Genomic DNA, 20,965 nt, shown 5'->3' with positions numbered 1-20,965 from the left:
GCCTTGACCTACCGACTCGGGCCCTCGGCGCGCGCCGAGGGCCACCGCCTGCACGTCCACGACACCCTCGGCTCCACCAACACGGAGGCCGTGGCGCGCGCGCGCGCCGGCGAGACAGGCCCGCTCTGGGTGGTGACGCACCGCCAGGAGGCGGGCCGCGGTCGGCGGGGCAACAGCTGGTCCTCGCTCCCCGGCAACCTCGCGGCGAGCGTGCTCTGGCCGGTCGCCGGGGTCGCGCCGGACCACCTCGCCGAGTTGGGCTTTGTGGCCGGCCTCGCCCTGATCGAGGCGCTGGAGGCGGCCTGCGGCACCCTGCCGGATACCGGATCCGGCGCCGGGGCCCGATCTTTTCAGCTCAAATGGCCGAACGACGTGCTGCTCGGCGGGGCGAAGCTCGCCGGCCTGCTCCTGGAGGCGGAGACGCTCCCGGGCGGGCGGCGCGCCGCGGTCATCGGCTTCGGCGTGAACGTCGCGGCGGCGCCGGAGGGCCTCGGGGCCGCGAGCCTGGCGGCGGCGGGTTACGCGTGCGGCGCCGAGGCGCTACTGGAACATCTCTCGGACCGGGTGGCCGCGCGGGCGCGCGCCTGGGACCGGGGACGGAATTTCGCTGACCTGCGCGCGGCCTGGCTCGCGCGGGCCGCGGGTCTCGGATCGGAGATCGCGGTGCACAGCGGCGGTCACATCCTGCGGGGCGTGTTCGAGACGATCGACGAGGGGGGGCGGCTCGTGATCCTCGCCCCCGACGGGAACCGGCATACCGTGACGGCGGGCGAGGTGCATTTCGGATCGGCCGCGACGGCGGCCTGAGTTTGGACGACGACAGATGGTTAAGGGACAGGAGGAGCTGGTCTTCCTGCCGCTCGGCGGCGTGGGCGAGATCGGGATGAACGCGGCGCTCTACGGGTTCGGCCCGGAGAAGGGCCGGAAGTGGATCATGGTCGATTGCGGCATGGGCTTCGCCGGCGAGGAGCAGATGCCGGGCGTCGACCTGATGTTCCCCGACCTCTCCTTCATCGAGGAGCGGCGCAAGGACCTGCTGGGGATCTTCATCACCCACGCGCACGAGGACCATATCGGCGCGATCTCGGAGCTGTGGCCCCGGCTCAAGGCGCCGGTCTACGCGACCCGCTTCGCCAAGAACCTGCTGGAGACCCGGCGCCTGTCCGAGCCCGGCGCGCCGAAGGTCGAGCTGCGGGAGGTGAAGCCCGGGCGGCGCGTGACCGTCGGGCCGTTCGAGCTCGAGTACGTGCCGGTCTCGCACTCCATCCCGGAATCGAACGCCATCGCCATCCGCACCGCGGCGGGCCTCGTCCTCCACACCGGCGACTGGAAGATCGACCCGACCCCGGTGGCCGGCTCGGTGACGTCGCCGGAGGCGTTCACGGCGCTCGGGGACGAGGGCGTCCTCGCCATCGTCTGCGACTCGACCAACGTCGTGCGCGAGGGCTTCTCGCCGAGCGAGAAGACCGTCGCCGAGACGCTGAAGACGCTGATCGCGGACGCGCCGCACCGGGTCGCCGTGACGACCTTCGCGTCCAACGTGGCGCGCATCCGCGCGGTCGCCGAGGCCGCCGCCGCCTGCGGGCGCGAGGTGATCGCGGTCGGCCGCGCCATGGACCGGGTGATCGACGTGGCCCGCGAGTGCGGCTACCTCGACGGCCTGCCCGAGTTCCGCCGCTCCGATTCGTGGAAGAGCCTGCCGCGGGAGCGCGTCGTCGCGCTGCTCACCGGCTCACAGGGCGAGCCGCGGGCGGCGCTCGCCCGCGTCTCCCGCCGCGACCACCCGGATATCAGCCTCACCGCCGGTGACCAGGTGATCTTCTCCTCGCGCGCCATCCCGGGCAACGAGCGCGATGTCGGCTCGATCATCAACGACCTGATCGAGCAGGGCGTCGAGGTGATCACCGACCGCACCGACCTCGTCCACGTCTCCGGCCACCCGCGCCGGGACGAGATGGTCGAGATGTACCGCTGGACCCGCCCGGGCACCGCGATCCCGGTCCACGGCGAGGCCCTGCACCTCGACGAGCACGCCCGCTTCGCGCGGGCGCAGGGCGTGCAGAACGTGGTCAAGGCCCGCAACGGCAGTCTGATCCGCCTGAGCCCCGGCAAGCCCGAGGTGATCGACCACGTGAAGGCCGGCCGCCTGTTCAAGGACGGCGACGTCCTGATCGACGAGAAGGACCGGGCGATCCCGGAGCGGCGCAAGCTGATGCAGGCCGGCCTGGTCTCGGTGGCGATCGCCATCGACGAGGACGGCGTCGTGCTCGGCGAGCCGGCAGTGGACATCATCGGCCTGCCGAACCGCGGCCGGTCCGGCGAGCCGCTGATCGAGACCGTGGTGGACGCCGTCTCCCGCACCCTGTCGGGGATGTCGCGGGGCAAGCTCAAGGACTCCGAGAGCGTCGAGAAGACGGTCGACCGGGCGGTGCGCACCGCGGTCAACGAGGTGTGGGGCAAGAAGCCGGCCTGCCACGTGCAGGTGGTGGAGGTGTGAGGCTGGCTGCCGATAGCGGTTGGCTGTAATCTAGACGGAGCCGAAGCAGCCGATCATCCGATCGGCTGCCGGACAGGGCCCGGGTTCCCTCTCGCGCACGGGAGAGGGACAGGGTGAGGGGGACAGGTTCTGCCGGAGAGGGCTCGTCCCTCACCCCAACCCTCTGCCGCACGGGAGAGGGGGCCGGTCGCGTCCGCGCGTACGGGCGGAGCCTTCCCCGCGAACGAACGAAGCTCCCGGACAGGGGGCCAGAACGCCGGGGAGGAAACATCATGATCGGCCGTCTCAACCACGTGGCCATCGCCGTGCAGGATCTCGACGCCGCCTGCGCGGTCTACCGCGACACGCTGGGCGCGACGATCACCGCGCCCCTGCCGCAGCCCGAGCACGGCGTCACCGTCGTGTTCGTCGAGCTGCCGAACAGCAAGATCGAGCTGATGTCCCCCCTGGGCGAGGGCTCGCCGATCGAGTCCTTCGTGGCCCGCAACCCGGGCGGCGGCATCCACCACGTCTGCTACGAGGTCGACGACATCCTGGCCGCGCGCGACCAGCTCAAGGCGCAGGGCGCCCGGGTGCTCGGCACCGGCGAGCCGCGGATCGGCGCGCACGGCAAGCCGGTCCTGTTCCTTCACCCCAAGGACTTCCTCGGCACCCTGGTCGAGCTGGAGCAGGTGTGAGCCTGATGATGAACGCGCTGGCCCGCTCGACGCCGGTGACCCTGGCGGCGATCACCGTCCTGATCGCCGCCTTCGTGGCGGCGGCGGTGAGCCTGTTCAAGCTGACGGTGGGCGGGGCGATCGCCCTCTACTTCGTGGTCTGGTGGACGCTGCTCTTCGCGGTCCTGCCCCTGCGCAACCAGCCGGAGACGCGGCCCAGCCACGTGGTGCCGGGCCAGGATCCCGGGGCGCCGGCGGCGCCGCGACTGCGCGAGAAGGCGATCTGGACGACGCTGGTCGCGGGCGCGGCCTTCCTCATCGCCCTGGCGGTGTTCCCGCTGACCGGGCTCTAGGACGGCTCGGAGCGGCGATCCGGGAAGCGCCGCCGCGGCGGGCCACCGCCCGAAACCAGATGGGCGCGGGCCTAGCGGGTGGTTCGACACGGCCGCGCCGACCGGACCCAAGAATAAAAAAAGCAAGGCCCGAGGCCTTGCTTTCAAGCTTCACTGGCTCGACCTTGAAATATCCCTCGCATTGGCTGCGGGGCGGTCGCTTTTCCTCCCGAGACTCGGACCTTGCGCCACCTCTTCCGGGCGTCGCAAACATCGCCGGACGCTTATAGGAACAACAATTCGTGTTGTCACCGGGTCTGCGAGAAAAATCTGCGCTTTCTTGCCGGCAAATGGGCATACCGCTTTCCGCCTAGGCAGCGGCCTCAGCGCGGCCGGGCCGCCGCCTCCGGTTCGCCGCGATTACGCCCCGCCGTGGTCGCGCAGTGCTTGTAATTTGCGTCTCCGGCGTGTTGTGTGCCGGCGCGCCGCGGCTCCTCCCGGCCGATCCTCTTCCAAGACTCTGACGACATGCGTCTCTCCCGCTACTTCATGCCGACCTTGCGCGAGACGCCCAAGGAAGCCGAGATCGTCTCGCACCGGCTGATGCTGCGCGCCGGCCTGGTCCGCCAGGAAGCCGCCGGCATCTACGCCTGGCTGCCGCTGGGCCTGCGGGTGCTGGAGCGCGTCTGCGCGGTGATCCGGCGGGAGCAGGACCGGTCCGGCGCCGTCGAGATCCTGATGCCGACGGTGCAGTCCGCCGAGCTGTGGCGGGAATCCGGCCGCTACGACGCCTACGGCAAGGAGATGCTGCGCCTGAAGGACCGGCACGACCGCGAGATGCTCTACGGCCCCACCGCCGAGGAGATGGTCACCGAGATCTTCCGGGCGAGCGTGCGCTCCTACAAGGACCTGCCCAAGAACCTCTACCAGATCTCGTGGAAGTTCCGCGACGAGGTGCGGCCGCGCTTCGGCACGATGCGCTCCCGCGAGTTCCTGATGAAGGACGCCTACTCGTTCGATTTCGACCAAGCCGGCGCGCGCCACGCCTACAACCGGATGTTCGTGGCGTACCTGCGCACCTTCGCGGGCCTCGGCCTGAAGGCGATCCCGATGCGCGCCGATACCGGCCCGATCGGCGGCGACCTGTCCCACGAGTTCATCATCCTGGCCAAGACCGGCGAGAGCGAGGTCTTCTGCGACAAGGCCTATCTCGACTTCGACATCCCGCCGGCGACCGTCGATTTCGACGACGTCGCCGCCCTCCAGGGCATCGTCGATGCCTGGACCTCGCACTACGCGGCCACCGAGGAGATGCACGAGCCGGCGGCCTTCGCGGAGGTCCCGGAGGACAACCGCATGGCGGCCCGCGGCATCGAGGTCGGGCACATCTTCTACTTCGGCACCAAGTATTCCGAGCCGATGGGCGCCAAGGTCGCCGGTCCGGACGGGATCGAACGGCCGGTCCATATGGGCTCCTACGGCATCGGGCCGAGCCGGCTGGTCGCCGCCATCGTCGAGGCCAGCCACGACGAGGCCGGGATCATCTGGCCGGACTCGGTGGCGCCGTTCGACGTCGCGCTGATCAACCTCAAGGTCGGGGACACGGCCACCGACGCCGCCTGCGCGCAGATCCAGTCCGACCTCGAGACCGCCGGCCTGTCGGTGCTCTACGACGACCGCGACGAGCGCCCCGGCGCGAAGTTCGCCACCGCCGACCTGATCGGCCTGCCCTGGCAGGTGATCGTCGGGCCCAAGGGCCTGGCGGAGGGCAAGGTCGAGCTGAAGCGGCGTGCCGGCGGCGAGCGCGAGAGCCTCGCGACCGTCGATCTGCTGGCACGCATCCGGCGCGTCTGAGGCGTGCCGATGGCCGCCTCAGCGAAGCTGGACCGGGTTCGGACTTTTGCGGCCTCGTTCGCGGCCTCGTTCCGCCAGGGCACCGCGCCCTTCGCGCCGTTCGAGTGGATCCTCGCGGGCCGCTACCTGCGCGCCCGGCGCCGGGGCGGCGGCGTCTCGGTGGTGGCGTTCTTCTCGGTGCTCGGCATCGCGCTCGGCGTCGCCACGCTGATCATCGTCCTGTCGGTGATGAACGGCTTCCGCGCGGAACTGCTGTCGAAGATCGTCGGCATCAACGGCCACCTGTTCGCGACGCCCATCGACCGGCCGTTCAACGACTGGACCGACCTGTCGGAGCGCCTGTCGAAGGTGGCGGGCGTGCGCGCCGCGGTGCCGCTGGTCGAGGGCCAGGCCTTCGCCTCGTCGCAGTACGGCGGATCCGGCGTCATCATCCGCGGCGTGCGGGCGGCCGACCTCGACGCGCTGGCGGCCGTGTCCTCGGCGATCCGCGGCGGCACCCTCGAAGGTTTCGACGACGGCACCGGCGTGCTGATCGGGCGGCGGCTCGCCGACACGCTGGGCCTGCAGGCCGGCGACACGATCACGCTGGTCACGCCCAAGGGCTCGTCGACGCCCTTCGGGACGGCGCCGCGCACCAAGAGCTACACGGTCAAGGCGGTGTTCGAGGTCGGGATGACCGAGTTCGACCAGACCTTCGTGTTCATGCCGCTGGCCGAGGCCCAGGCGTTCTTCAACAAGGACGGCGACGTGAGCATGATCGAGATCTACGTCGACGATCCCGACCATGTCGGCGACATGCGCGAGCCCCTGGAGATGGCGGCCGAGCGCCCGATCCTGCTCACCGACTGGCGCCAGCGCAACCGGACCTTCTTCGGGGCCCTGGAGGTCGAGCGGAACGTCATGTTCCTGATCCTCAGCCTGATCGTCGTGGTGGCGACCCTCAACATCGTCTCCGGCCTGATCCTGCTGGTGCGCGACAAGTCGAGCGACATCGCGATCCTGCGCACCATGGGGGCGACGCCGGGCACGATCATGCGGGTGTTCCTGATCAACGGCGCGCTGATCGGCGTCGTCGGGACGCTCAGCGGGCTCGGCCTCGGCATCCTGATCACGCTGAACATCAAGCCGATCCAGCACGTGCTGTTTCCGGGCGCCTGGGACCCGACGGTGCGGTTCCTCGCCGAGATCCCGGCCCAGATGAACCCGAAGGAGATCACCGCCGTGGTGATCACCTCCCTGCTGCTGTCGCTCGCGGCGACACTGTATCCCTCCTGGCGCGCCGCCCGGCTCGATCCGGTGCAGGCCCTCCGCTACGGCTGACGGGCCGCATCCGATGAGCGATTCGAGCCAGACCGCCGGCGACCAGCCGGTGCCGGCGCTGTTCTTCTCCCGCGTCGAGCGGCGCTACGCCCAGGCCGAGGGTGCCCTCGAGATCCTGCGCGGGGCCGACCTCGCGATCTGGCCGGGGGAGTTGGTCGCGCTGGTGGCGCCGTCGGGTGCCGGCAAGTCGACCCTGCTGCACCTCGCCGGCCTCTTGGAGCGGCCGGACGGGGGCGAGATCTATATCGGCGGTCAGCCCACGGCCGCGATGGCGGATTCCGAGCGCACGCGCCTGCGGCGCGAGGAGATGGGTTTCGTCTACCAGTTCCACCACCTGCTGCCGGAGTTCTCGGCGCTGGAGAACGTGGTGATGCCCCAGCTCATCCGCGGCCTGAAGGCCCCGGAGGCGAAGGCCCGCGCCACGGAACTCCTGAGCTTCCTCGGCCTCAAGGAGCGGCTGCCGCACCGCCCGGCGGAGCTGTCGGGAGGCGAGCAGCAGCGCGTGGCCATCGCCCGGGCGGTGGCCAACGGCCCGCGGCTGCTGCTCGCCGACGAGCCGACCGGCAACCTCGATCCCGGAACGGCGGGCCACGTCTTCTCGATCCTGATGGCCCTGGTCCGCGCCTCGGGGCTCGCCGCCCTGGTCGCGACCCACAACCTGGAATTGGCCGCCCGCATGGATCGGCGGGTCACCATCCGGGACGGGCTGATCACGCAGCTCGACTGAGCGGGCCACCCGCTGAGCAGATCTCCCGTGTGCCGGCGCAGCGACGGCACGCGCGGCGGCGCGCCCCTTACACGCCGCGCCGCGGCAGCCTCGATCAACCACAAGGCGCATCGCTCCCGGCCCGCGACGCCAGCCGGCCCGCGAACCTCCGAGTCCCGCAAGTGCACGCGATCTTTAATCCGTCGCGCCGCGTGCGACGCGTCACGTCGCGGAAGACACCGGGCCCCTATCTTGTGATCACGCAAGACAAAACAGAGCCGAACAACGGGCCTGTACTGGGTTATCTCTGGAGCCTGACCATGAAGACCCGTATCGCCGCAGCCGTCACCGCACTTGTCCTTGGCGTTGCCCCGATCTCGTCCGCTCTGGCGGCCAACGGCGCCCGCTGGACAGGCCTCGCTCCCTACGAGGTCGAGACCACGGGCTCGCTCGGACTGGGGGTCCACGACAATCCCAACTACGTCGGCTGCCCGCTGAGCTCGGCCGCCGAGGGCAACGCCGACCAGCAGACCCGGCCGGTGAAGCAGTACGGCCAGACCTCCGGCGGCTACCGCTGCTGAGCCGACGCGAGGACGGATGAAGCTCAAGGCTCTCTCCTACGTCATGATCGGCGCCTTCGTGAGCGGCCTGCTCATGACGTTCGTCGGTTCGGCCACCGCGCTGCTCGGGCAGTAATCGAAAGGGCGCCGCTTCCGTCGGAGGGGGCGCCCCCCCGCGTTCGGGCAGCCGGCGGGTCAGGACGCGCGGGACGGGCCGGGACCGGACTCGGCGGCCGTCAGCCGCTCGACGTAGTCGCAGGCGTCGAGGACGGCGTCGCGGCCATTGGCCATCCGCGCCCGGGCCGCCGCGCAGGCCCGCGTCACCGCGGGGTCGGCGAGCAGCCGGCCGAGGACCCGCGCCGCCCGCGCGGGCCGGAAGGCGCGGCGGCTCAGGGTGGCGCCGAGATCCCGATCCTTCAGCCGCCGCCCCTCGTCGAAATGGTCGAAGGCCACGGGCACCACCAGCTGCGGGACGCCCGCGGCCAGCGCCTGCGCCACCGTGCCGACGCCGCCGTGGTGGACCAGCGCCGCGCTGCGCGGCAGCAGGGCGCTCAGGGGGGCGTAGGGCAGGTGGATGATCCCGGCCGGCAGCGGCTTCGGGATCTGCCCCCCCTGCGGGGCGAGCAAGACGCCGCGCCGGCCCATGCGCCGGCACAGCCGCACCGCGGTGTCGAAGAAGCCGGCGCCCTGGCGCATGGCCGAGCCGTAGGTGAACACGATCGGCGGGTCGCCCGCCTCGAGGAACGCTTCCAGCTCCGGCGGCATGGACGCCACGTCGCCGAACCGGTCGACCAGCGGGAAGCCGAGCTGCACCGCCTGGCCCGGCCAGTCGGCCTGCGGCTCCGCGTACCAGTCGGGGAACATCAGGAGCATGCCGGTCGGGCTGTTCCACCAGTGCCGCAGCCGGTAGACCGGATCGAGGCCGAGACGCGCCCGCAGGGCGTTCAGCGGCGGGAGGGTGAACGGGCCGACCGCCACCTTGTCGACGCCGAGATTCACGTAGGCCCGCAGGGCGGCCGGCAGGACGCGCGGCAGCGGCAGGCCCGGCAGGCGCGGCGGATCGTACCGGCTCTCGATCAGGAACGGCATGACGTGCAGCGTCGCGGTCGGCAGATCGTAGAGGTCCTGCGCGAGCCGCGCCCCCCAGCCCAGCGGCGAGGCGACCACCCGCAGGTCGATCCCCCGGGCGCGGGTCGCGCCGAGCCACAGGCAGGCCGGCTCGGCCACCCGCAGGGCGTAATCGAACATCGGGCGGAACCCCTGCTGCGGGTGCCACAGATCCGGCTGGCGGATCACCGCCTCGTAATCGGCAACCGTGCCCAGGGGCTGGAAGGCGAGGCCGGCCCGGCGGGCCATCGCCTCGAACGGGGCCGGGGCCGCCAGCGAGACGCCGTGGCCGCGCTTCAGGAGCTCGTGCCCCAGCGCGATGAACGGAAGCACATCGCCGTGTGTGCCGACGGCCACGAGGGCGACGTCGAACCGTTCGACCGTCCGGTGCTCGGGAATGGCTTGCTCCTTCGAACTCCCCAGCCGGTGACGAGCTCGTCTCGAAGGCGGGGGCATGCCAGCCCGCCCGATCCGCATCAAGACACTTTTTACCCTGTCGAAGAAACGGGGCCGCCCTGTGACCCACAGACCCTTTCCATAGAACAAAACATGAACATACTAGGGCCGGAACACAGGAGGCAGGTCGATGCTCAAGCGGGTGATCCTGACCGGAATGGTCGAGTTCATGGCGTTCGGGATGCTGTTCGCGGCGGTGGGCGCCTGGGCGATAGCCTTGGCACCGGTTCGTTAGCCGGATTTTTCCGAAGACTGCCCGGTTCCGTCCGCGGACGGGTTATGCACAGGCGATCGCGCCGCGGGCGCCGATTGTCCACAGGGCCGGGCCGAACTGGTGCTTCCGGGGCACGACCGGTGGATATCGTCCGCCGGCGGCGCGGCGCACGTCGACTTGAGGCCGGCGAGCGGGGATGCTGCCCGACCCCGGAACAAGGTCGGCCATGCCACGCCAGCTCAAGGAGGTCGGATTCGTCCACCTCCACGTCCACTCGTCCTATTCCCTGCTCGAAGGGGCGCTGAAGGTCGGCTCCCTGATCAAGGCGGCGGTCGCCGACAGGCAGCCGGCCCTGGCCCTGACCGACACCAACAACCTGTTCGGCGCGCTGGAATTCTCCGAGAAGGCGGCCGGGGAGGGCGTCCAGCCGATCGCCGGCGTGCAGCTCTCGGTGGCGTTCGAGGCCGCGGACCCGCACCAGCGTCAGGCGCCGACCAGCCACGGCATCGTGCTCCTCGCCCAGGACGAGACCGGCTACGCCAACCTGCTGCGGCTGGCGAGCCGCGCCTATTTCGACACGGCCCTCGGCGAGGCGCCGCGCCTCGATGCCGGAGCGCTCGCGGGCGCCTCCGAGGGGCTGATCGCGCTCACCGGCGGGATGGCGGGCCCCCTCGACGCGGCCTTTCGGGCGGGCCGGCCGGAGCTCGCCCTCAACCGCCTGAAGCGCCTGAAGGAGACGTTCGGCGAGGACCGGCTCTACGTGGAGATCCAGCGCCACGGCCAGTCCGAGGAGGCGCGGATCGAGACCGCGCTCCTCGACCTCGCCGGCCGCCACGGCCTCGGGATCGTGGCGACGAACGAGCCCTACTTCGCCAAGCCCGACGACTACGACGCCCACGACGCGCTGCTCGCCATCGCGGAGGGCCGCCTCGTCTCGGACGAGCGCCGCCGCCGCCTGACACCGAGCCACGCCTTCAAGACCCGGGCCGAGATGGCCGAGCTGTTCCGCGACCTGCCGGACGCGCTCCAGGCGACGGTCGAGATCGCCATGCGCTGCGCCGTCCGTGCGCGGACCCGCAAGCCGATCCTGCCGAATTTCGGCGCCGTGGCGGCCGGCGAGACGCCGCCCATGGCGGAGGCCCTGGCGGAGGCGTCCGACGCGGGCGCGCGGGCGGTCTCGGCCGACGAGCCGACCGAGCTGCGCCGGCAGGCCGAGGCCGGGCTGGAGTTGCGCCTGAAGCAGCACGGCACGGCGCCGGGCTTCTCCGAGGAGGATTACCGCAAGCGCCTCGAGTTCGAGCTCGACGTCATCGTCAAGATGAAGTTCCCGGGCTACTTCCTGATCGTCTCCGACTTCATCAAGTGGGCCAAGGACCACGACATCCCGGTCGGTCCGGGCCGCGGCTCGGGCGCCGGCTCGCTGGTGGCGTGGTCGCTGCTCATCACCGACCTCGACCCGCTCCGGTTCGGCTTGCTGTTCGAGCGCTTCCTCAACCCCGAGCGCGTCTCGATGCCGGATTTCGACATCGACTTCTGCGTCGAGGGCCGCGAGCGGGTGATCCGCTACGTGCAGCAGCGCTACGGCGAGGGGCAGGTCGGGCAGATCATCACCTTCGGCACGCTGCTCGCCCGCGGCGTGCTGCGCGACGTCGGCCGCGTCCTGGAGATGCCCTACGGGCAGGTCGACAAGCTGACCAAGCTCGTGCCGCAGAACCCGGCCAACCCGGTGACGCTCGCCCAGGCCATCGAGGGCGAGCCTAAGCTCCAGCAGGCCATGGAGGAGGAGCCGATCGTCGGCCGCCTCATCGACATCTCCAAGAAGCTGGAGGGCCTGCACCGGCACGCCTCGACCCACGCCGCCGGCGTGGTGATCGGCGACCGGCCGCTCGAGGAGCTGGTCCCGCTCTACCGGGACCCGAAGACCGGCATGCGGGTCACCCAGTTCAACATGAAGTGGGTCGAGCAGGCGGGGCTGGTGAAGTTCGACTTCCTGGGCCTCAAGACCCTGACGATGCTGCGGTGCTGCACCGATCTGCTGAAGCAGCGCGGCATCGACATCGACCTCGCCTCGCTGCCGCTCGACGACCCGAACACCTACGGGCCGATGGGCCGGGGCGAGACGGTCGGCGTGTTCCAGGTGGAATCGGCCGGCATGCGCAAGGCGCTCTGCGAGATGCAGGCCGACCGGCTGGAGGACATCATCGCCCTGGTGGCGCTCTACCGGCCGGGCCCGATGGCCAACATCCCGGTCTATTGCGAGCGCAAGCTCGGCCGCGACGCCGGCAACGAGGCGTCCTGGTACCCGGATCCGAAGCTGGAGCCGATGCTGAAGGAGACCTTCGGCATCATCGTCTACCAGGAACAGGTGATGGAGATCGCCAAGGTGCTCGCCGGCTACTCGCTCGGCGAGGCCGACATGCTCCGGCGCGCCATGGGCAAGAAGATCCGCGCCGAGATGGACGCGCAGCGCGACCGGTTCCTCAAGGGCTGCACCGAGCGCGGCCTGACCAAGGCCAAGGCCAACGAGATCTTCGACCTGCTCGCCAAGTTCGCCGATTACGGCTTCAACAAGAGCCACGCGGCGGCCTACGCGCTGCTGACCTACCAGACCGCCTACCTGAAGGCGAACTTCCCGGTCGAGTTCCTGGCCGCCGCCATGACCCTCGACATCGACAACACCGACAAGCTGGCCGAATTCCGCCAGGACGCGCAGCGCCTGAAGATCGTGGTCGAGCCACCCTCGATCAACACCTCCGGCGAGGTGTTCGCGGTGCGCGACGGCAAGATCTTCTACGCGCTGGCAGCGATCAAGGGCGTCGGCCGCGAGGCGGTGCGGGCGCTGGTGGAGGCCCGCGGCGACCGGCCGTTCAAGGATCTCGCCTGCCTCGCCCGCCGGCTGAACCCGCGGATGATCAACAAGCGCACCCTGGAGAGCCTCGTCCAGGCCGGGGCGCTCGACTGCATCGAGCCCGACCGCGCGCGCGCCTTCGCGGCGGTGGAGCCGATGATGAAGCTCGCCGCCAGCGCGGCGGAGGCGGAGTCGGCCGGCGTCACCGACATGTTCGGCGGCGTGGTGGCGGACGACGTGTCCCTGCGGATCCCGCCGCACGAGATCTGGCCGATGGCCGACACGCTCAAGCGCGAGTACGCGGCGATCGGCTTCTTCATCTCGGGCCATCCGCTCGACGAGTACGGCGACCTCTTGGACAAGCTGCGGGTGCAGAGCTGGACGGATTTCTGCCGCGCCGTGCGGGCCGGGACGTCGAGCGTCGGCCGCGTGGCGGCCTCGGTGCTCGACCGGGCGGAGCGGCGGACCAAGACCGGCAACAAGATGGGCATCGTCACCCTGTCGGACCGGACCGCGCATTTCGAGGCGATCATCTTCTCCGAGGGGCTCGGCCAGTATCGCGACATCCTGGAACCGGGCCGACCGCTGGTTCTGCAGCTCCAGGCGAATCTGGAGGGCGAGGACGTGCGCGCCCGCATCCTCACCGCGGAACCCCTCGATCAAGCGGTCGCCCGCCACCAGAAGGGCATCCGCATCCATCTGAGCGACCCGCGCGGCGTCGCGCCCGTGCAGCAGCGCCTGTCGATGCGGGGCGAGAGCGAGGTCTCGCTGATCCTCAAGCTCGACGGCGGCGAGCGCGAGGTGGAGATCCGGCTGCCGGGCAAGTTCCAGGCGAGCCCGGCGCTCGCCGGCCAGCTCCGGACCGTGCCCGGGGTGGTGCAGGTGGAGGTGAGCTGAGGGGCGGCTGATACCAAGCGCCTGTGGGTTCGGTCGGCCCGCGCCGTCTTCGCGAGCGGAGCGAAGCGATCCAGGGACGCGCCACGCTCGATGAGGGCGCGCGACACGGGGTTGCTTCGCTCCGCTCGCAAGGACGGGTGGGCTTTTGTGAGTTCTGTCGCCGGGAATTGTAGGTGCGTGCCCGTCGAGGCCCTCAGCTCGCCGCCGTCCCGCTGGCTGCCAGCACCACCGCCCGGCTCCCCACCGGCACGCGGGCGTACAGGTCGATGATGTCCTGGTTCAGGAACCGGACGCAGCCCGACGACACCATCGTGCCGATGGTCTGCGGCTCCGTGGTGCCGTGCAGGCGGTAGAGCGTGTCGCCGCCGTCCCGATAGAGGTAGAGCGCCCGCGGACCGAGCGGATTGCCGGCCCCGCCGGGCAGGCCGCCGGCATAGGGCCCGTAGCGCTCGGGCTCCCGCTTGATCATGGCCTGGGTCGGCGTCCAGCGCGGCCATTCGGCCTTGCGGGCGATGACGGCCGCGCCTCGGAAGTTGAACGCCTCATCGCGCCCGACGCCCACGCCGTAGCGGATGGCGCGCCCGCCCTCGCGCACGAGGTAGGCGTAGCGCGCCGAAGGATCGACCACGATCGTGCCCGGCGGCTCGGCCGTGGCGTAGGCCACCTCCCGGCGCAGGAAGCGCGGGTCTATCGCGGACAGGTCCACCGCCGGCACGGGGAAGGGCTCGCCGTCGAGCGCGGCGTAGAGGGCCGTGTAGGCCTGGTCGACGGGCGGGCGCAGCGCGGCGACGGGGCGCGGCTCGCGGGTGACGCAGCCGGCGACGAGCAGGGGCGTGCCGGCGAGCAGGCTGCGGCGGGTCGGAAACATCGATGCTGCGCTCCAAGGTCTGGCGACGACGCACAGAACCGCCACGCGGCCGCCCCGTCCATCGGCTATGGGGTGATCGCACCCATAACCGGATGGCATCCATGGATCTGACGCTGGCCCTGCGCGCGTTCCTCCGGACCGTCGAGCGCGGCTCGATGACCGCGGCCGCACGCGACCTCGCGGTGTCGCAGCCGGCGATCAGCAAGCATCTGCGCAATCTGGAGGCCCAGGTCGGCGCGCGGCTCCTCGAACGGTCCGAGCGGCTGGTGCGTCCGACCCAGCAGGGCCAGCGGCTCTACGCGGCCTGTCAGCCCGCGCTCGCCACGATCGACGCCGCCCTGGAAGATGCCCGCACCGAGGCCGGCCGCATCGAAGGCCGGCTGCGGCTGCACGCGCCCGCCTGCATCGGGGCGGCCCATCTGCACCGGATCGTGGCGGCGTTCCAGGCCGAGAATCCGCGGGTCACGGTCGATCTCGTGCTGGACAACCGGCTGATCGACCTCGTCTACGAGGATTACGACCTCGCGCTCCGCTACGGCCGGCCCCACGGGCAGGACGTCGTGACGCGGCGGCTCGGCTGGGTGCGCCGCATCCTGGTCGCCGCCCCGGCATACTTGGCGCGGGCCGGCGGCATCGACGCGCCCGGGCAGATCGCCGACCGGGCCCTCGTGACGACCACGTCGGCCCTGGACGACCGGAACACGCTCGTGCTCCAGCACGGGCGCGAGACGCTGAGCCTCGCCGTCCGCCCGGCCCTGCGGACCAACAGCGCGGAGGTGCTGTTGGCCGAACTGCGCGCGGGACGGTACATGGGCCCGGTCCAGCACCTGCTGGTCGCCGAGGACTTGGCGGCCGGACACCTCGTCCGCGTCCTGCCCGCGTACGAGGTGCGCTCGACGGACGCCTATCTGGTCTACCCGTCCGTCCGCCACATGCGCCCGGTCGTCCGCGCGTTCACCGACTTCGCCGTGCCGCGCATCCGCGCCATCGAGGGGATCAGCCACGCCGGTTGACCGGCTCCGGCGCGCTGCGGCCGCGACGAACGGGCCGGGGTGGCCGACCGCCGCGATCGCGACCCTAGAACGGCGCCGCGAGGCAGCCGCTCAGGGCGCCCTTCAGCGCGGCGGCGTCGGCCTCCGCCACCGTGAACGTGGCCGTCAGGGTCGAGTCCTCGCCGCGCGGGCTCGCCTGCGTCCAGGTCAGCTTCGTCCCGGGCTGGACGAGGGCCAGGGCGACCCCGCGCAGCGGATCCTCGCCGCGGCGCGCGCCCGCCACCGTCAGCGTGAAGCCCGCATCGGCCCCGGTCGCGGCGCCGCGGACCGGCATGCGCACGGAGCGCACGCTGCCGGCGCTGGAGACCAGGAGGCCGGTCAGGGGCTTCTCGCTGTCGGCCCCTTCGAGGCCCGCGAAATCGAAGCGCGGCGCCAGTTCGGCGAAGCGCGGCACGGTCAGCGCCGCCGACAGGCCGGTGCCGCCCGGATCGCAGGCGACGTGCAGGGTCGCCGGCCGCTGGTCCGCCGCGAGGGTCGCGGTGCCGCTCAAGTCCGCGCTGCCGCCGGGCGCCCGGGCGCTGCCGGCGAGCAGGGGGGTCCGGCCGGTCAGGATGTCGGACAGGCTGTCGCCGCGGCTCAGCGGCCCGGCAAGCAGAGCAACGGCGGCGATGACGACCACCGCCAGGGCCACGCCGATCCGGAGCCGCATCCCATCCTCCGCCTGTGGACATCACGGGCCGGCGGCATAGACGATCGCGGCCGCATCGCAACCCTCCGTTCACCACGTCCGCAGGGAATCGGCCGCCGACGCGTCCGCGTGCACCGCAGCAACTCGGTAAAAACCGATCGTTCCTATGCACCGACGCTCAACCTTGAGCGTCGCCATGCGCACGAAGATCCTGCTCGTCCTCACCCTCCTCGTCTACGTCACCACCGGCCGCGCCCCCGGCATCCGGGAGCCGCGCAATCCGGACGCGGAGCACGGCGGCGGGCGCCTCGTGGTCGCGACCAAGCGGGCTTGGATCTGAACCGCTGCCCGGTCGACGCGACCGTCCTCGCGAGCACGGCTGCACCGACGCGCTCGACAGGAGACGGTCTCACCCCCCGGGCGCGCAGGCCCTGAGGCGCGCGGCCACGAGGGCCTGGAGGCTCCAGAGGTGGCGGTCGCGGATGCCGAGGCGCTCGCAGGCCTCCACGGTCCGGAACAGGTACTCGGCGCTCGGCCCTTTGTGGCCGCAGGCCGCGGCGATCTTCTCGGCGATCTCGGAATCCGAGAGGCGTCCGGCGTAGCGGTCGCTGGCGCGGTTCGCCAGGAAGGTCAGGGCCGGGACGGTCCCGGCCTCGGTGGCGACCGGCAGCCAGCGGGCGACGTAGCCGCGGCCGCGCATCTCGCGGCGCCAGACCGGCATCAGCGCCTCGCGGATCTCCATGCCGGGCAGGCGGAAGGCCACGCCCCGGCACAGGCCGCCGCGGTCCAGCGCCAGGACGAAGCCCGGCCGTTCCGGCGTGCCGCGGAACCGCCGCTGGAGCAGGCAGAAGCGTCGGTGGAAGCCGCGCACCGTCCCGATCCGGCGCTCGGCCACCGGGAATTCCGGGTTCCACATCAGCGAGCCGTAGGCGAAGACCCAGAGGTCGCTGCCCTCGCGCCCGGCGACGATCGCGTCGAGCCCCGGGCGCAACTCGGCGTCCGACAGAACCTCGAGCGCGCTCGGGTCGTCGGGGATCGGGACGGAATGGGCGCGGGCGATCAGGTTGAGGCTGAGGTCGAGGGTGCGGACGGACGCGGCGGGCATGGGCCCTCAACGCCCGGGCCTCACGGCTTGTTGCCCAGCGCGTCGAGTTCGGGGAAGGGCCGGGTGCGGTGTCCGGTGCAGACCTCGTCGTCGTCGAGCACCGTGAGCCGGTCGTTGTCGTAGCGCAGCGCCACCCTCGGGCGCTCGGGCTTGCCGAAGGTCCGGCCGTACATCCGGCCCGACACGCAGTAGATCACCCCGCCCCCCTCGGCGATCGGCCCGGCGATCCGGCTGCCCGCGAACCGCACCGGCAGCAGCGAGACCGCGCCGAAACTGACCTGCCTCAGGGCCAGGGCGGCGATCCGCCGGAGGAGGGCCGGGGAGGGGTCGGCCTCGGCGGCGGGCTCGGCGGCGGGCTTCGGTGCGCGCGGCGCGGCCTGCGCGCCGGCGGCGAGGAGGACCAGCAGGGCGGCGAGGGCGGCGCGGAGCGGCATCGGTCACCGCTACCCGGCCAAGGTTGCCCGAGGCTGGGACCGCGCGGGGCAGCGCCGGCGGCCGCGGCCCCCTATATGAGAGACAGGCGCGAAGCGCGCCTCTCACCCGATCTCTCACACGAAGACGCGACGTTCGATGCAGTGGACCGACGACGCCCTGGTGCTCGGCCTGCGCCGGCACGGGGAGACCGGCGTCATCCTCGAGGCCATGACCGAGGCCCACGGGCGCCATCTCGGCCTCGTGCACGGTGGGCGCTCGCGCCGGATGCAGCCCGTGCTGCAGGCCGGGAACCGGGTCCGCGTGACGTGGCGAGCGCGCCTCGACGAGGGTCTCGGCGCCTACGCGGTCGAGCCCCTGGACTCGCAGGTCTCGCGGCTGATCGGGTCGAGCCTCGCCCTCTACGGCATGAACCACATGGCCGCGCTGCTGCGGCTCCTCCCCGAGCGCGACCCGCATCCGGCGCTCTACGCGGCGGCGGGGATCCTGGTCGAGCACCTCGACGACCCCGCCATCGCCCCGCCCCTGATGGTGCGGTTCGAGCTGGCGATCCTGTCGGAACTCGGCTTCGGCCTCGACCTCACCGCCTGCGCGGCCACCGGCGGCAACGACGCCCTGGCCTACGTGTCGCCGAAGAGCGGCCGGGCGGTCAGCGCCTCGGCCGGCGAGCCCTACCGGGACCGTCTCCTGGCGCTCCCGACCTTCCTGCACGCGGGCGGTTCCCCGGGTCCCGACGGCGTTGCCCAAGGGTTTACCTTGACGGGATACTTCCTCGACCGGCACGTCTGGGGACCCCGCGGCCTCGGGCCGCCCGAGGAGCGGGCGCGATTCGTTGCGCTCGGCCGCGAGGCCGGGTAATGTTCGTGTTCTGTTCTTAATGCCCCGTCGTCGTTCCGGGTGCCGAAGGCGCGCCCGGAATCCAGAACCACCGTCCGCGCGCACGCGCGGGACGTCGGCGGCTCTGGATTCCGGGCCCCGCTGCGCGGCCCCGGAATGACGGCGCGCGGTGAAGACGTTGTAGTGAGGAGCCGTCATGGGCCAGCCCTTCGAGCCGCCGTCCGGCGACGGGATCGAGAGCGTCGAGCTGAAATCCGCGCTGGAGGAGCGCTACCTCGCCTACGCGCTCTCCACGATCATGCACCGGGCCCTGCCGGATGCCCGCGACGGGCTGAAGCCCGTGCACCGGCGCATCCTGTACGGGATGCGGCTGCTGCGCCTCGACCCGACCACCGCGCACAAGAAGTGCGCCAAGATCGTCGGCGACGTGATGGGCGACTTCCACCCCCACGGCGACCAGGCGATCTACGACGCGCTCGTCCGGCTCTCCCAGGATTTCGCCCAGCGCTACCCGCTGGTCGACGGCCAGGGCAACTTCGGCAACATCGACGGCGACGGTCCCGCGGCCTACCGCTACACCGAGGCGCGGCTCACCGAGGTCGCGCGCCTCCTGCTCGACGGGATCGACGAGGACACGGTCGACTTCCGCCCGTCCTACAACGGCGAGAAGGAGGAGCCGATCGTCCTGCCGGCGGCCTTCCCGAACCTGCTCGCCAACGGCAGCCAGGGCATCGCGGTCGGCATGGCGACCTCGATCCCGCCGCACAACGCCGCCGAGCTGTGCGACGCGGCGCTCTACCTGATCAACCATCCCGAGGCGACCTCGGGGCAGCTCGCCAAGTTCGTCCAGGGCCCGGACTTCCCGACCGGCGGCATCCTCGTCGACTCGGCCGAGTCGATCGCCGAGGCCTACCGGACCGGCCGCGGCGCCTTCCGGGTCCGCGCCCGCTGGGCCAAGGAGGATCTCGGCCGCGGCACCTGGAACATCGTCGTCACCGAGATCCCCTACGGCATCCCGAAGGGCCGGCTCATCGAGAAGATGGCCGAGCTGCTGCAGGAGAAGAAGCTGCCGCTGCTCGCCGACGTGCGCGACGAGTCGGCCGAGGACGTGCGCGTGGTGCTGGAGCCGCGCTCGCGCACGGTCGACCCGGTGATCCTGATGGAATCGCTGTTCCGGCTCACGGAACTCGAGACCCGCATCCCGCTCAACCTCAACGTCCTGGTCGGCGGTCTCGTGCCGAAGGTGATCGGCCTCGCCGAGTGCCTGCGCGAGTGGGTCGACCACCGCCGCGTGGTCCTGCAGCGCCGCTCGCGCTACCGCCTCGGCCAGATCGACCGGCGCCTCGAGATCCTGGGCGGCCTGCTCATCGTCTACCTCGACCTCGACGAGGTGATCCGCATCATCCGCGAGGAGGACGAGCCGAAGGCCGCTCTCATGGCCCGGTTCGAGCTGACCGAGGTGCAGGCCAACGCCATCCTCGACACCCGGCTGCGCTCCCTGCGCAAGCTGGAGGAGATGGAGCTGAAGCGCGAGTTCGAGGCGCTCACCGCCGAGAAGGCCGAGATCGACGCGCTCCTCGCCTCCGAGCCGGCGCAGTGGAAGGCGATCCAGGCGCAGATCCGCGCCGTGAAGAAGACCTTCGGGCCCGAGACCAAGCTGGGCAAGCGCCGCACGACGCTGGCGAGCCCGCCGGATGTCGGCGGCATCGACTTCACGGCGGCCCTGGTCGAGCGCGAGCCGATCACCGTGATCGTCTCGACCAAGGGCTGGATCCGGGCGCTCAAGGGCCACGTCGCCGATCTCTCGGGCGTCGCGTTCAAGGGCGATGACACCCTGAAGATCGCCTTCCCGACCGAGACGACCCAGAAGATCCTGCTGCTCGCCACCAACGGCAAGGTGTTCACGCTCGAGGCCTCGAAGCTGCCGGGTGGCCGCGGCTTCGGCGACCCGGTCCGGCTGATGGCCGACCTCGACGACGGCACCGAGATCGTGGCGGCGCTGCCGTACCGGCCGGAGACCAAGCTGCTGATCGCCGGCTCGGACGGACGCGGCTTCGTGGCGCCCGCCGACGCGCTCGTGGCCAACACCCGCAAGGGCAAGAGCGTGCTCGGCCTCGACGGCGACGCCACGGCCGCCGTGCTGGTGCCGGCCGACGGCGACCACGTGGCGGTCGTGAACACGGAGAAGCTGCTGCTGGTCTTCCCGGTCTCCGAGGTGGCCGAACTCGCCCGCGGCAAGGGGGTCCGGCTCCAGCGCTGCCGCAGCGGGACGCTCCTCGACGCGCACGTGTTCAAGCTCGCCGACGGCCTGCCCTGGCAGGACGGCTCGGCCGAGGGCCGGCTCGCGAACGCGTCGGTGCTGGAGAAGTGGCTCGGCCACCGCGCCGAGGTCGGGCTGATGATGGCGCGCAGCTTCCCGAAATTCGAGCGGTTCGGACGGTGAGGCAGGGGGGTGACGGGCCTCCAACCCGCGCCCTCATCCTGAGGTGCCCGCGTCAGCGGGCCTCGAAGCACGCATTTGAAATGCTCCGGCGCCTCGGGATCAAGAGCGGGTGCGATGAGTCCTGTGTCGGTGCGAACGCTGGTCTAACCAGAG

General features: G+C 71.5%; 18 protein-coding genes. 13 read left to right on the top strand and 5 right to left on the bottom strand.

Features of this window, described 5'->3' with window-relative positions; genetic code table 11:
- The first annotated feature begins 3 nt into the window (after positions 1-3).
- From ACLBYB_RS13995 to ACLBYB_RS13960, 8 genes are all read left to right on the top strand, one after another.
- Positions 4-807, top strand: a complete 804-nt coding sequence (locus ACLBYB_RS13995; protein WP_091680288.1) for a biotin--[acetyl-CoA-carboxylase] ligase — start codon at positions 4-6, stop codon at positions 805-807.
- A 16-nt stretch (positions 808-823) separates the two neighbouring features.
- Positions 824-2,497, top strand: a complete 1,674-nt coding sequence (locus tag ACLBYB_RS13990; protein WP_012319023.1) for a ribonuclease J — start codon at positions 824-826, stop codon at positions 2,495-2,497.
- Positions 2,498-2,769: 272 nt separating this feature from the next.
- Complete coding sequence (gene mce, locus ACLBYB_RS13985) at positions 2,770-3,174, top strand: methylmalonyl-CoA epimerase (RefSeq protein WP_020092246.1); 405 nt, start codon at positions 2,770-2,772, stop codon at positions 3,172-3,174.
- 5 nt (positions 3,175-3,179) lie between these two features.
- Positions 3,180-3,506, top strand: coding sequence for a DUF1467 family protein (locus ACLBYB_RS13980; protein ID WP_020092247.1), 327 nt, complete (start codon positions 3,180-3,182; stop codon positions 3,504-3,506).
- A 507-nt stretch (positions 3,507-4,013) separates the two neighbouring features.
- Positions 4,014-5,339 carry a proline--tRNA ligase gene (gene proS / locus ACLBYB_RS13975; RefSeq protein WP_447699118.1) on the top strand — a complete coding sequence of 442 codons (1,326 nt, stop codon included), beginning with the start codon at positions 4,014-4,016 and terminating at the stop codon, positions 5,337-5,339.
- Between the two features lie 9 nt (positions 5,340-5,348).
- Positions 5,349-6,659: a lipoprotein-releasing ABC transporter permease subunit gene (locus ACLBYB_RS13970; protein WP_091680286.1), complete on the top strand. Its 1,311-nt coding sequence runs from the start codon at positions 5,349-5,351 to the stop codon at positions 6,657-6,659.
- A 13-nt stretch (positions 6,660-6,672) separates the two neighbouring features.
- On the top strand, positions 6,673-7,386 hold the full coding sequence (locus tag ACLBYB_RS13965) for an ABC transporter ATP-binding protein (RefSeq protein WP_020092250.1): 714 nt from the start codon (positions 6,673-6,675) through the stop codon (positions 7,384-7,386).
- 299 nt (positions 7,387-7,685) lie between these two features.
- Positions 7,686-7,946: a hypothetical protein gene (locus tag ACLBYB_RS13960; RefSeq protein WP_020092251.1), complete on the top strand. Its 261-nt coding sequence runs from the start codon at positions 7,686-7,688 to the stop codon at positions 7,944-7,946.
- A gap of 174 nt (positions 7,947-8,120) precedes the next feature.
- On the opposite strand, the gene ACLBYB_RS13955 is transcribed toward ACLBYB_RS13960, so the two are convergent.
- The gene (locus tag ACLBYB_RS13955) at positions 8,121-9,389 is read right to left on the bottom strand and encodes a glycosyltransferase (protein ID WP_100252281.1); all 1,269 of its coding nucleotides are present in this window, start codon (positions 9,387-9,389) and stop codon (positions 8,121-8,123) included.
- A 539-nt stretch (positions 9,390-9,928) separates the two neighbouring features.
- Here ACLBYB_RS13955 and dnaE point away from each other — a divergent pair.
- Entirely contained in the window at positions 9,929-13,447 is a 3,519-nt protein-coding gene (dnaE, locus tag ACLBYB_RS13950) for a DNA polymerase III subunit alpha (RefSeq protein WP_447699117.1), read from the top strand.
- A gap of 193 nt (positions 13,448-13,640) precedes the next feature.
- Here dnaE and ACLBYB_RS13945 read toward each other — a convergent pair whose 3' ends face one another.
- Positions 13,641-14,315, bottom strand: a complete 675-nt coding sequence (locus ACLBYB_RS13945) for a L,D-transpeptidase (protein WP_447699116.1) — start codon at positions 14,313-14,315, stop codon at positions 13,641-13,643.
- A gap of 101 nt (positions 14,316-14,416) precedes the next feature.
- Between ACLBYB_RS13945 and ACLBYB_RS13940 the strand changes: the two genes are divergently transcribed.
- The gene (locus ACLBYB_RS13940) at positions 14,417-15,328 is read left to right on the top strand and encodes a LysR family transcriptional regulator (RefSeq protein ID WP_447699115.1); all 912 of its coding nucleotides are present in this window, start codon (positions 14,417-14,419) and stop codon (positions 15,326-15,328) included.
- A 64-nt stretch (positions 15,329-15,392) separates the two neighbouring features.
- Here ACLBYB_RS13940 and ACLBYB_RS13935 read toward each other — a convergent pair whose 3' ends face one another.
- Positions 15,393-16,016, bottom strand: coding sequence for a hypothetical protein (locus ACLBYB_RS13935; RefSeq protein WP_447699114.1), 624 nt, complete (start codon positions 16,014-16,016; stop codon positions 15,393-15,395).
- A 175-nt stretch (positions 16,017-16,191) separates the two neighbouring features.
- Here ACLBYB_RS13935 and ACLBYB_RS13930 point away from each other — a divergent pair, with 175 nt between their 5' ends.
- The gene (locus ACLBYB_RS13930; RefSeq protein ID WP_020092259.1) at positions 16,192-16,335 is read left to right on the top strand and encodes a hypothetical protein; all 144 of its coding nucleotides are present in this window, start codon (positions 16,192-16,194) and stop codon (positions 16,333-16,335) included.
- A 69-nt stretch (positions 16,336-16,404) separates the two neighbouring features.
- On the opposite strand, the gene ACLBYB_RS13925 is transcribed toward ACLBYB_RS13930, so the two are convergent.
- Both ACLBYB_RS13925 and ACLBYB_RS13920 read right to left on the bottom strand, forming a co-directional pair.
- Positions 16,405-17,100, bottom strand: a complete 696-nt coding sequence (locus ACLBYB_RS13925; RefSeq protein ID WP_447699113.1) for a gamma-glutamylcyclotransferase — start codon at positions 17,098-17,100, stop codon at positions 16,405-16,407.
- A gap of 20 nt (positions 17,101-17,120) precedes the next feature.
- Positions 17,121-17,534, bottom strand: a complete 414-nt coding sequence (locus ACLBYB_RS13920; protein ID WP_447699112.1) for a hypothetical protein — start codon at positions 17,532-17,534, stop codon at positions 17,121-17,123.
- A 136-nt stretch (positions 17,535-17,670) separates the two neighbouring features.
- On the opposite strand from ACLBYB_RS13920, the gene recO reads away from it, so the two are divergent.
- Both recO and parC read left to right on the top strand, forming a co-directional pair.
- Positions 17,671-18,390, top strand: a complete 720-nt coding sequence (gene recO / locus ACLBYB_RS13915; RefSeq protein WP_020092262.1) for a DNA repair protein RecO — start codon at positions 17,671-17,673, stop codon at positions 18,388-18,390.
- Between the two features lie 175 nt (positions 18,391-18,565).
- Positions 18,566-20,812, top strand: a complete 2,247-nt coding sequence (parC, locus tag ACLBYB_RS13910) for a DNA topoisomerase IV subunit A (RefSeq protein WP_042674740.1) — start codon at positions 18,566-18,568, stop codon at positions 20,810-20,812.
- The last annotated feature ends 153 nt before the right edge of the window (positions 20,813-20,965 follow it).

It is taken from the genome of Methylobacterium sp. D54C (genome assembly GCF_053345595.1).
The sequence above is the reverse complement of the archived record's forward strand: the minus strand, read 5'-3'. Positions and strand labels throughout refer to the sequence as shown.